The sequence below is a fragment of the Kribbella sp. NPDC051770 genome, from assembly GCF_040681455.1.
Lineage (GTDB): Bacteria > Actinomycetota > Actinomycetes > Propionibacteriales > Kribbellaceae > Kribbella.
The window spans coordinates 233748-246501 of sequence record NZ_JBFAYT010000005.1 but is presented as its reverse complement, the minus strand read 5'-3'; the positions used below and the strand labels follow the sequence as shown (position 1 = coordinate 246501).

At 70.9% G+C, this 12754-nt stretch carries 14 protein-coding genes; 9 read left to right on the top strand and 5 right to left on the bottom strand.

Annotated elements, in window-relative coordinates; translation table 11 throughout:
- The first annotated feature begins 30 nt into the window (after nt 1-30).
- From AB0M01_RS18945 to AB0M01_RS18935, 3 genes are all read left to right on the top strand, one after another.
- The gene (locus tag AB0M01_RS18945; protein WP_363671049.1) at nt 31-1197 is read left to right on the top strand and encodes an ROK family glucokinase; all 1167 of its coding nucleotides are present in this window, start codon (nt 31-33) and stop codon (nt 1195-1197) included.
- Nucleotides 1198-1219: 22 nt separating this feature from the next.
- The gene (locus tag AB0M01_RS18940) at nt 1220-1951 is read left to right on the top strand and encodes an endonuclease/exonuclease/phosphatase family protein (protein WP_363671047.1); all 732 of its coding nucleotides are present in this window, start codon (nt 1220-1222) and stop codon (nt 1949-1951) included.
- An 80-nt stretch (nt 1952-2031) separates the two neighbouring features.
- Nucleotides 2032-2793, top strand: coding sequence for an SDR family oxidoreductase (locus AB0M01_RS18935; protein ID WP_363671045.1), 762 nt, complete (start codon nt 2032-2034; stop codon nt 2791-2793).
- A gap of 3 nt (nt 2794-2796) precedes the next feature.
- Here AB0M01_RS18935 and AB0M01_RS18930 read toward each other — a convergent pair whose 3' ends face one another.
- Nucleotides 2797-3546, bottom strand: coding sequence for an enoyl-CoA hydratase-related protein (locus AB0M01_RS18930; RefSeq protein ID WP_363671043.1), 750 nt, complete (start codon nt 3544-3546; stop codon nt 2797-2799).
- Nucleotides 3547-3605: 59 nt separating this feature from the next.
- Here AB0M01_RS18930 and AB0M01_RS18925 point away from each other — a divergent pair, with 59 nt between their 5' ends.
- Complete coding sequence (locus tag AB0M01_RS18925; protein ID WP_363671041.1) at nt 3606-4235, top strand: DUF6000 family protein; 630 nt, start codon at nt 3606-3608, stop codon at nt 4233-4235.
- Nucleotides 4236-4270: 35 nt separating this feature from the next.
- Here the strand turns inward: AB0M01_RS18925 and AB0M01_RS18920 are convergent, their stop codons facing one another.
- The 4 genes from AB0M01_RS18920 to AB0M01_RS18905 all read right to left on the bottom strand — a co-directional run bounded on the left by AB0M01_RS18920 (nt 4271) and on the right by AB0M01_RS18905 (nt 7632).
- Nucleotides 4271-4681, bottom strand: coding sequence for a nuclear transport factor 2 family protein (locus tag AB0M01_RS18920; protein WP_363671039.1), 411 nt, complete (start codon nt 4679-4681; stop codon nt 4271-4273).
- A 56-nt stretch (nt 4682-4737) separates the two neighbouring features.
- A complete protein-coding gene (locus AB0M01_RS18915) occupies nt 4738-5967 on the bottom strand; it encodes a TIGR00300 family protein (RefSeq protein ID WP_363671037.1) in 1230 nt (409 codons plus the stop codon).
- 89 nt (nt 5968-6056) lie between these two features.
- Nucleotides 6057-6875, bottom strand: a complete 819-nt coding sequence (locus AB0M01_RS18910; RefSeq protein ID WP_363671035.1) for a hypothetical protein — start codon at nt 6873-6875, stop codon at nt 6057-6059.
- A complete protein-coding gene (locus tag AB0M01_RS18905; protein WP_363671033.1) occupies nt 6868-7632 on the bottom strand; it encodes an alpha/beta fold hydrolase in 765 nt (254 codons plus the stop codon). Before AB0M01_RS18905 ends, AB0M01_RS18910 begins: the two co-directional genes overlap by 8 nt.
- 268 nt (nt 7633-7900) lie before the next feature.
- On the opposite strand from AB0M01_RS18905, the gene AB0M01_RS18900 reads away from it, so the two are divergent.
- From AB0M01_RS18900 to AB0M01_RS18880, 5 genes are all read left to right on the top strand, one after another.
- Complete coding sequence (locus AB0M01_RS18900; protein WP_363671590.1) at nt 7901-8662, top strand: lysophospholipid acyltransferase family protein; 762 nt, start codon at nt 7901-7903, stop codon at nt 8660-8662.
- A gap of 198 nt (nt 8663-8860) precedes the next feature.
- Nucleotides 8861-9253, top strand: coding sequence for a DUF2237 domain-containing protein (locus AB0M01_RS18895; protein ID WP_363671031.1), 393 nt, complete (start codon nt 8861-8863; stop codon nt 9251-9253).
- A 43-nt stretch (nt 9254-9296) separates the two neighbouring features.
- Entirely contained in the window at nt 9297-10670 is a 1374-nt protein-coding gene (locus AB0M01_RS18890) for a class II 3-deoxy-7-phosphoheptulonate synthase (RefSeq protein WP_363671029.1), read from the top strand.
- A gap of 14 nt (nt 10671-10684) precedes the next feature.
- Nucleotides 10685-11707 carry a GntG family PLP-dependent aldolase gene (locus tag AB0M01_RS18885; RefSeq protein WP_363671027.1) on the top strand — a complete coding sequence of 341 codons (1023 nt, stop codon included), beginning with the start codon at nt 10685-10687 and terminating at the stop codon, nt 11705-11707.
- A 106-nt stretch (nt 11708-11813) separates the two neighbouring features.
- Nucleotides 11814-12707, top strand: a complete 894-nt coding sequence (locus AB0M01_RS18880) for a hypothetical protein (protein ID WP_363671024.1) — start codon at nt 11814-11816, stop codon at nt 12705-12707.
- The last annotated feature ends 47 nt before the right edge of the window (nt 12708-12754 follow it).

The following is a 12754-nucleotide window of genomic DNA, read 5'->3' as shown; positions in this document are numbered from 1 at the left end:
TGTTGGGGGTACGGCGAGAAAGGTCGTGCGATGGCTCTGACACAGGCGCTGACGATCGGGATCGACATCGGTGGCACCAAGGTGGCCGCCGGGGTGGTCGACCCCGAGGGCAACATCCTGGACCGGTTGCGGCGCGACACCCCGACCAAGGACCCGCGCGAGACCGAGGACGCGATCGCGGAGATCGTCCGCGACCTGGAGTCGCGGCACGACGTGATCGCGGTCGGGATCGGCGCGGCCGGCTTCGTCGATGGGACCCGCTCGTCGGTGCTGTTCGCCCCGCACCTGGCCTGGCGGCACGAGCCGCTGCGGGACGCGGTCGAGCGCCGGCTCGGGCTGCCGGTCGTCGTCGAGAACGACGCGAACGCGGCGGCCTGGTCGGAGTGGCGGTTCGGTGGCGGGCAGGGCGAGAGCCATCTGGTCTGCGTCACGCTCGGGACCGGGATCGGCGGTGCGATCCTGATCGACGGCGCGTTGCAGCGCGGGAAGTTCGGGATCGCGGGCGAGTTCGGGCACATGCAGGTGGTTCCCGGTGGGCATCGGTGCGAGTGCGGCAACCGCGGGTGCTGGGAGCAGTACGCGTCGGGGAACGCGCTGACCCGCGAGGCGCGCGAGCTGGCGCTGTCCGGGTCGCCGGTGGCGCACAACCTGCTGCGGGCCGCCGAGGGTGATCCGCGGAAGATCAACGGGCCGATGGTCACCGAGCTGGCCAAGGACGGCGACCCGGTCGCGGTCGAGCTGCTCGAGGACGTCGGCCGCTGGTTGGGGATCGGGCTGGCGAACCTCGCGGCCGCGCTCGACCCGGGGACGTTCGTGATCGGTGGCGGGGTGTCGGACGCGGGCGAGCTGCTGCTGGCGCCGGCGCGGGAGGCGTTCAAGCGGACGCTGACCGGGCGCGGGTTCCGGCCGGAGGCGCGGATCGTGCGCGCGGTGCTCGGGCCGGAGGCGGGGATGGTCGGCGCGGCCGACCTCGCGCGCGAGGAGGCGACGTGGCTGCGCCGGGTGCGGGTGAAGACGACGGCGGTGACGGCGAAGACCGCGGCCGCGCGGGGTGGACGGTCGACGCGGTTGGAGCGGGCGGCCCGGAAGTCGGCGAGTCGCCGTACGGGCATGCGGGCGGCTGCTGACCCGGACCTGAAGCCCGGTGAGCTGCAGCTGGACAAGACGCCGGAGCTGCAGGGCGACCCCGAGGCATGAGCCGGGGATCGTGGGGGAGGCGATGACCGAGCCGGCCCCCGGGGCCCCGGCCGCGTTGCGGGTGCTTTCCTACAACGTCCATCGGTGGGGCGACGACCGGGAGGCGCTCGCTCGGGTGGTGAAAGCCTGTGCGCCCGACGTCGCGCTCGTGCAGGAGGCTCCGACCTGGTGGGGCACCCGGCGCAAGCGCCGGGCGATGGCGGCGTCGTTCGGGATGACGTACGTCGCCGCCGCCGCGCGGAACGCGATCTTGGTTGCCGGGAGCACCGAAGTCGTCGAGTCGCTGCACTGGCGGGTGTGGCGTCCGTTCGTCCGGCGCAGGTTCCGGCTGATCGCGACCCAGCTGCCCGGCGGCGCGGTCGGTGGGCGGGTCGTCCTCGGCGAGACCCCGCTGGCGCTCGTCGTCTGCCATCTCGGCCTGCACATCCGCGGCCGTGAGCACGAGGTCGAGCAGGTCCTCAAGGGTTGCCGCTCCTTCGGTCTCCCGTACCTGCTCGTCGGCGACCTGAACGAGGAGCCCGACGGCCCGGTCTGGAAGCGCCTCGCCGAGGAAGGCCTGGTCGACCTCGGCGTCGACGCCGGCCCGACCTTCCACTCCGACAACCCCGAACGCCGCATCGACGGCGCCCACCTGTCACCCGAGCTCGACGGCCGCCTGATCCCGCTCGACGAGATCGACGGCGTCACCCGGGCCGACCTGGCGACCGGCTCGGATCACCTTCCGCTGCTGGTCGAGCTCACGCCGCGCGCCTGAACCGGCAGCGCGCGGAACCGGCCGTCGACGCAGCTGATATTGCGTTGCCGGAGCAGCAGCGTTCCGGACAGGATGAGGCGATGAGCGAGACGAGACGGCCGGTCGTACTGGTCACCGGAGTCGGGCGGCGGATCGGGATCGGGGCCGGGCTGGCCGAGCGGCTGGCGGCGACCGGGTGGGATGTTGCCTTCAGCTACCTCACCGGGTACGACGCGCGGATGCCGTGGGGGCCGGACGCGGAGGCCCGGGCGGAGATCATGGGGGTGCTCGAGGGGCACGGCGCCCGGGTGCTGGCGGTGGAGGCCGATCTGCAGGACCCGGCGGCGCCCTCGGAGCTGATCGCGGCGGTGCGGGACGGGCTCGGGCCGGTGCGCGGGCTGGTGATGGCGCACGCGGAGAGCGTCGACAGCAGCATTCTCGACACGTCGGTGGAGAGCTTCGACCGGCACTTCGCGGTGAACGCGCGGGCGGTCTGGCTGCTGGTCAAGGCGTTCGCGGAGCAGTTCGACGCGCCGTACGGGACCGGGCGGATCGTCGCGCTGACCAGCGACCACTCCGTGCACAACCTGCCGTACGGCGCGAGCAAGGGCGCGCTCGACCGGATCGTGCTCGCGGCGGCGCACGAGCTGAAGCACCTCGGCCTGACCGCCAACGTGGTCAACCCCGGCCCGATCGACACCGGCTGGATCAGCCCGGAGCTGAGCGAGCAGCTGGTCGCCGGTACGCCGCTCGGCCGGCTCGGGACGCCGAAGGACACGGCGGACCTGGTCGCGTTCCTGTGCTCACCGCAGGGCGGCTGGATGAACGCGCAACTCCTGCACAGCAACGGCGGATCGCAGTAAGCGCTACTTCTTGCGCCGGTTGAGGAACGCCAGCATCGCCTCGCGGGCCGGCTCCGAGCCGAACAGACTCGCCGACAGCTCGGCAAGATCCTTGCCTCGGGCATCGATATCGGCGAGCAGCTCACGGGTGAGCAGCTTCTTGGTCTCCCGCAACCCCTGCGGCACACCCTTCAGCAGGGACGTGAGTACGGCGCCGACCGCGTCGTCCAGCTCCTCGTCCGGTACCGCCCGCGAGACGAGCCCGAGCCGCGCGGCCTCGGTCCCGTCGAAGCCGTCGCCGGTCAGGAAGGTCAGCGACGCCGCGCGATCGGTCAGCCGGGGGAGCACGGTCAGCGAGATCGTCGCCGCGGCCAGCCCGAGCCGCACCTCGGTCAGCGCGTACGTCGAACTGTTCCCCGCGATGCTGATGTCGGCCGCCGCGACGATCCCGATCCCACCCGCCCGCACCGGACCCGCGACCCGCGCGACGACCGGCTTCGGGCACGCGACGATCGCCCGCTGCACGTCCACCATCCGCTGCGCGCCGACCCCCATCCCGACCGACGTCGCCTCGGCCATGTCGGCCCCCGAGCAGAACACGTCGAGCGCCGACCGGATCACGATCACCCGCACCGCGTCATCCGCCCCGGCCGTCTCCAGCCGCTCCAGCAACTCCCCGGTCAGCTGCTGCGACAACGCGTTCTTGTTGTGCGGCGAGTCCAGCGTGATCGTCGCAACCCCGTCGGCCGACTCCAGGTGCACCAGTTCGCTCATGCGGGCCATCCTGCCCTGCCGATCACTCGGTACGCCGTAACCTCCGGCACAATGCGGAGATGGAGCCGTTCGGCAAGGAGCACCTGAGACTGGCCCGGCGCTGGGTGTACCCGGGGCAGCGTTACCTGAAGCTCTCCGGCAGGTCGGCGTTCGTCCTGCCGAGATGGCGGCAGCGCTGGTTCCAGTGGCGACTTCGGTACGACGGCCGGCGCATCCCGGCGGATGCTCTGGAGCGGCTGATGGTGGAGGGATGCTGGCGGGAGCTGGTGGCTGCGACCTGGCTCGTCGCCGCTGGGCAGAGGGCTGACCTGCGGCCCGTGATCAAGCGTGAGCTTCTCGGCGACGAACCCTGCGGGCTTCGATGGGACTACTGCTCGGCGCTGGCAAGCCTGGGGACCGAGGACGATGCTCGGATTCTTGCCGAGTACCTCGACCGCGCCTTGCTGATACGGCCCGCGGAGGACGGCGGGCGGACCCAGTGCCAACCGCAGGCGCTGGCCGCGCTGATGTACCTCGACGAGCAACTCGGGACGGACCACGCGGCACGCTTCCTGGGCGAGGACGGTCCGTGGGAGCGCTGGCCGGGCTCGGTCGGTGCGTGGCTGGAAGGCGAAAGGGACGAGATCCGCCTCGACGTCGTACTTGCGTCGGGTGCCGACCCGGGCGTCCGCCGCATGCTGCAGGCCTAGCGGCGCTAGTCGACGGACAAGCAGTACCCGTACGTCTAGGCGGGCGGTGCCGTCGGCCCGAGCGGGTCCCCGTGGCGATGCACGATCAACCAGTCCTCACCCTCACGACGAAAGATCATCGTCGTCCGCAGCACGTGCTCGTGCTCACCCGGCCGGTCGACGTACCGCACAGTGCACCGCTCGATCGCCACCGTGTACGCCGTGTCGGCGCCGGCGTGCTTGTCCAGGTACTCGAACTCCACCTTCGCGCCGCTCGGGGCGAACTGCGCGGACGCCCACGGGTAGCGTTCGCTGATCTGGGACCAGCCGACCTCTTGGCCGCCGAAGCCGCCGAAGATCGAGGTCTGCTCGCTGTGCGACACCAGCGGCATCCACAGCGACACGTCCCCGTTCACGAAGGCGGTGTTGGCGTCCTCGAACCGGCGCAGGAACGCCTCGAAGCTCATCGGATCTCCTGTTCGTGGGAGCACGGGCAGCGCTCCCACGATAGGCCGCCGCGGGGCTACTTGGTGTCGGCGTAGGTCGGCGACAACTCGCGCGCCAGGTGCTCGATGAACAGGCCGACGTCGGTGACGATCCCGCGCGCCTGCGACGACCCGCGGTCGGCGAGCTTGGTCACCGTCGCCGGGTTGATGTCCACGCAGGTCAGCGGGATGGCGGCCGGCAGGATGTTGCCGGTCGCAACCGAGTGCAGCATCGTCGCGGCCATCAGGCAGTACCCGACGCCGTCCAGCTCGGCGCGCATCGCGCGCTGCCCGGCCAGGACGTCGGTGTAGACGTCGGGCAGCGGGCCGTCGTCGCGGACCGACCCGACCAGCACGTAGGTGCCGCCCTTCTTCACCATCGCGTGCATCACGCCCGAGGTCAGCACGCCCTGCTCGACGGCGGCCGCGATCGAGCCGGACTTGCGGATCGTGTTGATCGCGCGGATGTGGTGCTCGTGGCCGTGCTCGACGCCGCGGCCGCGGGCCAGGTCGACGCCGAGCGACGTCCCGTACAGCGAGGACTCGATGTCGTGGGTGGCCAGCGCGTTGCCGGCGAACAGGACGTCGACGTACCCGGCCTCGACGATCGCGACCATCGCCGGAGCCGCGCCGGTGTGCACGATGCCGGGGCCGCCGACCCAGAGCACCTTCTGCCCGTTCGCCTTCGCCTCGCGCATCCCGTCGGCGACCTGCTTGACCAGCACCCGCTGCGGCTTCTCGCTGGAGACGTCGGACTCCATGAAGCCGAACGCCTCTTCGGTGCTGGCCACGATCGGCGGCGCGACCTTGACGCCCTGCGCGCTGGTGACGACCCGCATCCCGGCCTTCACCTCCGACATCGGGATGGTCCGGACCGTACCGTTCTCGACCAGCAGACCGCAGTCCATCTCCGGGTTGCTGACCTGGATCCAGTGCCCGTCGAGGCGGACGCTGGTCGGCAGGTTGGTGGTCGAGTAGAAGCCGTCGGGGAAGACGCCGTCCTGCTCGACCTCGGTGATCTCGGCGGTGCCGGGGTTGACCAGGTTCGCGCCCTTGGTCTGGATCCGCATCAGCAGCCGCTGCAGGGACTCCTCGTCCTCGGCGCCGACCGTCATCCGGACCGTCGAGGGGTCGTCCTTGTCGTAGCCGAGGTCGAACTTGTCCAGCGTGTACTCGCCGCCGTAGCCGCGGATGTCGTCGAGGACCCGGGACAGCAGCCCGGAGTCCATCAGGTGGCCGGTGATCTCGACCGTCTCGGTGACCTGCACGGGATGCCTCCTCCTCAGCGGGGGTGTCGGATTGTCCGACGATCCGCACTCTAGCCGAGCGGAGAGACCAGTGTTTGGCTGGTACGGCGTCAGACGACGGCGCCGTCGTCCGGGGTGTCCTCGGGCGGGAGCCGGTCGTTCATCCGGATCACCAGGGTCAGGAAGCCGGCCATGAATCCGACGACGCCGAGCAGCGTGATCCGGCCGGTGCCGAAGTCGAGCACCGCGGCCAGGATCAGCAGCAGCGGGCCGCCGATCAGCCCGAGCCAGGCGGCCCGGCTGATCCAGTCGAGCTTGGGGCCGCGGGCCGGCTCCGGCGGGACGTAGTGGTCGTGCGGGTCGTCGGAGCGGCGCGGCGGCGGCTCCTTCGGGGGCTCCTCGTCGGTGTCGCCGACGACCAGCCCGGCCGGTACGTCGATCAGCGGCTCGTAGGAGTTCTCGTCGACGTCCTCGCTGGCGGGCCACCGGGGGACCGGCGGCACGTCGTGCCCGGGCGCGGAGGGCGCGTTGAACTGCTCGACGAGTGAGGCCCACTCGGCGTCCTCGGTGCTGCGGTCGATCACGCCGCGGGCCTTGTCGGTGGCATCCGAGTCGACGAAGATCTCCTCGAACCCGGCGGGGACTTGAGCCTTGGCGGGTGCTGAGGGGGAGGGGGTGTCCTCGCCCGCGTCCGTCGCACTCGCCTTCGGCGGCGTCGTCGCCTCGTCGCCGGCGCTCGCCGAACCCACTGCTCCCGAGCCGGTCGGAGTCGTGGCCTCGTCGGCGGCAGCGACTTCGTCCGCTTCCGGCGGCGAGCAGTACGCCGCGATGCCGGCGTCGGCCAGTGCTTTCAGGACCGGCGTCGTGACCAGCGGGTCGATGCCGCCGAGCGACGTGTAGGTCGCGGCGGTCAGGCCGTTGTCACGCATCGGCGGTGACCCGGCGGACGAAGGTGGTCGCGTCGGCGAAGATGCGTGGTGCGTCGTTGTCCAGGGTGGCCACGTGGTAACTGTCCTCGAGCAGGGTCTCGGTGACGTCGCGGGACGAGATCCGGGACAGGACCGTCCGCCCGGAGCTCGGTTCGACGACGTGATCGACAGTACTGCGGAACAGCAGCACCGGCTGCGTGACTTTCGCCAAGTCGTCGCGGGTGACCTTCCACAGCTGCGACAGCGAGTGCAGCGCGCGCAGCGGCATCCGGTCGTACGCGCCCTCGTCGACGCCGGGCTTCTTGATGTCGTTCGAGATCCCCGGGAACGACGGCACGAACCGCTGCAGCACCGGCAGCAGCGCGAGCCGCTTGTCGTCGGTCTGCACCGACGGGTTGACCAGGATCAGCCCGGCGATGTCCGCGCCGTGCTCCTCGGCCAGCCGCAGCACCAGGCAGCCGCCCATCGACAGGCCGACCAGGAAGACCCGGTCGTGCTCCTTGCGCAGCCGGGCCAGCTCGTTGTCGAGTACGGCGTACCAGTCGTGCCAGGTCGTGGTGTTGGCCTCGCGCCAGTGCGTGCCGTGCCCGGGCAGCCGCGGGACGGCGACGCCGAACCCCTCGGCGGCCAGGTGCTCCGCGAACGGGCGCATCGATCTCGGCGACCCGGTGAAACCGTGACTGAGCAGGATCCCGGTCGCGGCGTTCGGGCCGGAGCCGGGGCTGCGGAACTCCTCCGCGTGGGCTTGCACGGGCACAGCTGCTCCTAGCGGTTCGCGTGTTGCCTGAGTCGTAATGGTCGCAGCCGTCCGGCCCGGCGCCCACCCCGACCAGGGTGTCGGTTCGGTGACGTGACCCAGTCTGTAACCACAGACAAACACGGAGCGCAACCCCCTCATTCCCTGGCGGTGACATTGCTTGTGGAGGAAGGTGGAACGTAAGGTCCTCCCCGGCGGGGTGCGCTGTGCCTGCCGATGCGGGACACTGGAGCTGGCCGAGTGGTGGAGGTGGAAGCACGTGCTCTACATGTTCATCAGGCGGTTCCTGGTCGCACCGCTCGCGAGGTTGCTGTTCCGGCCCAAGGTGACCGGGCTGGACAACATCCCGGAGACCGGCCCGGCGCTGCTGGTCAGCAACCACCTGGCGTTCTCGGACTCGATCTTCCTGCCGGTCGCGGTACCGCGCCAGATCGTCTTCCCGGCCAAGTCGGAGTACTTCACCGGCCCCGGCCTGAAGGGCAAGCTGGTCGCGACGTTCTTCCGCTCGATCGGCCAGATCCCGATCGACCGCTCCGGCGGCCGCGCCTCGCTGGCCGCGCTGAACACCGGCCTGGAGATCCTGAACAAGGGTGAGCTGTTCGGCATCTATCCCGAGGGCACCCGCTCGCCCGACGGCCGGCTCTACAAGGGCAAGACCGGGGTCGCCCGGATGGCGATCGTCGCCGGCGTCCCGGTGATCCCGGTCGCGATGATCGACACCGAGAAGGTGAACCCGCCCGGCACGGTGATCCCGAAGTGGCTGGTCAAGGAGCCCGGCCGCCGCTTCCCGCGGCTGGTCCGCCCCGGCGTCGCGATCGGCGAGCCGCTGGACTTCTCCCGGTACGAGGGGATGGAGCGCGACCGGTTCGTGCTGCGCTCGGTCACCGACGAGATCATGTACGCGATGATGGAGCTGTCCGGCCAGGAGTACGTCGACATGTACGCCGAGAAGGCCAAGGAACTGCTCAAGGCCGGCGAGAAGATCGACGACCACCTCAAGCCCCGCCTGGACGACACCAAGGCCTCTTGACCGCGGGTGTGTCTGGCAATTCCCGCCTACTGCGCGGCACTCGGCACGGCACCTCGGAGCACTGGAGAAAAGCCCACGATGGAAAAACATCGAGGGCTTCCCTCCAGCACTCCGAGCTACCGCACCGAGCACCTGCTCGCTACGGCGGGAATTGCCAGACACACCCGTCCGGTGCTCCGGTGAGCGAGGATGTCCGGTGTGGAGACTGACCGGAACGTGCTCGGTGGTGACCTGGAGGAGTGCGGCCTGGACCCGGTGACCGGGTTCTTCCGCGACGGCTGCTGCAGCACCGGCCCCGAGGACCTGGGCAGCCACACCGTCTGCGCGGTGATGACGGCGGAGTTCCTCGCCCACCAGGAGTCGGTCGGCAACGACCTGACCACCCCGCGGCCCGGGCTCGGCTTCGCCGGGCTGAAGCCGGGGGACCGCTGGTGCGTGGTCGCCGCGCGCTGGCTGCAGGCGTACCACGCGGGTGTCGCGGCTCCCGTCGTACTGGCCTCGACGCACCGGCGGGCGCTGGAGACGGTCCCGCTGGAGGTGCTGCGCGCGCACGCGGTCGACGTACCGCCGGATCTGAGCTCGCTGGGGTGAGACGCCTGCGCAGGCGTCACAGGGCCTCGAATATGGTTGGCGTATGCAATTCGCGACGTTGAACGAGGGCGTGGTGCCGGGTGTGCCCAGCCTGGACGAGCTGCGGGGACTGAAGCCGCTCCAGCAGCCGGAGTGGCCGGACCAGGGAGCGCTCGAGCAGGTGATCGGCCAGCTCCGCACGCTGCCGCCGCTCGTGTTCGCCGGTGAGTGCGACGACCTGACCGACAAGGTCGGCGCGGTCGCCCGCGGCGAGGCGTTCCTGCTCCAGGGCGGCGACTGCGCCGAGACGTTCGACGGCGTCACCGCCGAGAACATCCGGGCCAAGCTCCGGGTGCTGCTGCAGATGTCGGTCGTGCTCCAGTACGCCGCCAGCGTGCCGGTGGTGAAGGTCGGCCGGATCGCCGGCCAGTACGCCAAGCCGCGCAGCTCCGGCGAGGAGACCCGCGACGGCGTCACGCTCCCGACGTACCGGGGGGACGCGGTGAACGGCCTGGAGTTCACCTCCGAGGCCCGGATCCCGGACCCGCAGCGCCTGCGCGGGGTCTACAACGCCGCCGCCGCGACGCTGAACCTGACCCGCGCGTTCACCACCGGTGGGTACGCCGACCTGCACCAGGTGCACGCCTGGAACACCGACTTCGTCCGGTCCTCGCCGGTCGGGCAGAAGTACGAGCGGCTGGCCTCGGAGATCGAGCGCGCGCTCGCGTTCATGCGCGCCTGCGGTGCGACCGCGGACGAGTTCAGGACCGTCGACTTCTACGCCTCGCACGAGGCGCTGATCCTCGAGTACGAGCACGCGCTGACCCGGATCGACTCCCGCACCGAGCAGCCGTACGACGTGTCCGGGCACCTGCTCTGGATCGGCGAGCGGACCCGGCAGCTGGACGGCGCGCACGTCGAGTTCCTGGCCTCGCTGTCGAACCCGCTGGGTGTGAAGATCGGCCCGACCACGACGCCGGACTACATCCGCGCCCTGATCGACAAGCTGAACCCGAAGGGCATCGAGGGCCGGCTGACCTTCATCACCCGGATGGGCGCGGGCAAGATCCGCGACGGGCTGCCGCCGCTGCTGGAGGCGGTCCGCGACCACGGCTCGCCGATCGCCTGGGTCTGCGACCCGATGCACGGCAACACCTTCGAGACCCCGAACGGCTACAAGACCCGCAACTTCGACGACGTGGTCAACGAGGTGCAGGGCTTCTTCGACGCCCACGAGCAGGTCGGGACCTGGCCCGGTGGTCTGCACGTCGAGCTGACCGGCGACGATGTCACCGAGTGTTTGGGCGGCGGTGAGGAGCTGGTCGCCGAGGACCTGGTGAACCGGTACGAGACGGCCTGCGACCCGCGCCTGAACCGGCACCAGTCGCTCGAGCTCGCGTTCCTGGTCGCGGAGCGGCTCCGCGGCGCCCAAGCCTGACTCTGGAGACCTCTGTGATCGATCTGCGTTCCGACACCGTGACCCGGCCGTCGGCGGGGATGCTGGCGGCGATGACGAGCGCCCCGGTCGGCGACGACGTGTACGGCGAGGACCCGACGATCGGCGCCCTCGAGGAGCGGGTCGCGGACCTGCTCGGGCACGAGGCGGCGCTGTTCGTGGTGACCGGTTCGCTGGCCAACATCCTCGGCGTCCGCGCGCTGGTGCCGCCGGGCTCGGAGGTGCTCTGCGAGTCGCGGGCGCACATCGCGCGCGCCGAGCTGGGCGCGCACGCCGCGGTCAGCGGGGTCACCACCCGGACCTGGAACACCCCGGACGGCCGGATCGACCTGGACCAGATCCAGGAGCTGATCGCGCCCGACCTCGGCCCGTACTTCGTACAGACCGCGGCCGTCTCGGTCGAGAACACGCACAACTTCGGCGGCGGCTCGATCCAGCACTCGTACGACGCGCTGGCGGACCTGCTCGACGCGGCTGAGCTGCCGCTGCACCTGGACGGCGCCCGGCTGTGGAACGCGTCGGTCGCCACCGGCGTACCGATGGCGGCGTACGGGTCGCGGGCGGCGGCGGTGAGCGTCTGCCTGTCCAAGGGCCTGGGTGCGCCGGTCGGTTCTGTGGTTGCCGGCTCGGCCGAGCTGATCCGCGAGGCCCGGGTCTGGCGCAAGCGGCTCGGCGCCGGCTGGCGGCAGGCGGGCGTGCTCGCGGCAGCCGGTCTGTACGCCGTCGAGCACAACGTCGAGCGCCTGGCCGAGGACCACGCGAACGCGAAGGCGATCGCCGAGATCCTCGCCGACGCCGCGCCCGGCTCGGTCAAGCCCGACCAGGTCGAGACGAACATCGTCGTGGCCGACCTGGCGTCCACCGGCCGCACGGTCGGCGAGGTCGTCGCGGGCGCGAATGAGGCCGGCGTCCTGGTCGGCGGCGTCGGCGCGACCCAGCTCCGCGTGGTCACGCACCTGGACGCCTCGGCCGAGGACTGCCGCAAGGCCGCCGAGACCATCGCCGGCCTGCTGCACTGACGCCCCCGGTACGGGCGGAGTACGGGCAGCGGTTCGATCGGAGCGCTCACTAGCGTGCGTCCTCCGTGGGGCACAGTCCGGTGCCCGTCCGCGAAGGGGTACGGCCATGCAACGAGCCCGGCGAACAACCGCCCTGATCCTCACCGCCCTGCTGTCCACAGCGAGTGTCGTCCTCACTGCCTCTCCGGCCGCGGCCGTGGATGTGCCGTCCCGGTCCAACGGCAGCAGCAACACGCTGTTCCTCGTCCACGGGTTCGACCCGAGCGGGGAGAAGCCGGGCACCGACTGCGCGTCGTACTGGTCGAGCGCCCGGACCCATTTCAAGAACAAGGGCTGGCGGGGCGGGATCGTCACGTTCGGCTACTACGCCGGCGGGTCCAACTGCACCTACAAGTACAACGGTGACCGGGACACGTCGATCACGACGATCGCGAAGGCGCTCGCCAACCGGATCTACACCGGCTACTCCCGGCACGGCCGGAAGGTCGACGTGGTGGCTCACTCGATGGGCGGCCTGGTGGTCCGGTCCGCGCTCTACCACACGCACCGAGGCACCGAGGGCTTCCCGCCGTACCTGTTCGTCGAGGACGTGGTCACGCTCGGCACACCGCACGACGGCGCCAACTCGGCGGAGCTCGCAGCGTGCAAGGTGGCCTACGACAAGCACCGGCAGTGCACTCAGATGACCGCCGGCAGCCAGTTCCTGAAGGATCTCCCCGAGACGCCGTCGAAGTCGGCGATGGGGACGGACTGGACGGTGGTGTCGTCGTTCGACGACAACACGGTGAGCGAGGGGTCCGGCCTCGGGGTCAACGCGCAGCACAAGATCCAGTACGACGAGCGCGGTGCCGACGCGATCAACCACAGCGAACTGAAGTCGCTCCGCAGCGGCAGCTACCGCGGCCGGGTCAGGAACAGCGGGGCGTGGTCGCTGTGGGCGGAGCGGGAAGCGCCGCTCGAGCGGGCCCGGCAGGCGGTGGCGCTGCACGCCACCAAGTGACCGGGAGCGGCTGCGGGTAAGCTCCCACCCGTCGGGGTCACAGCGTT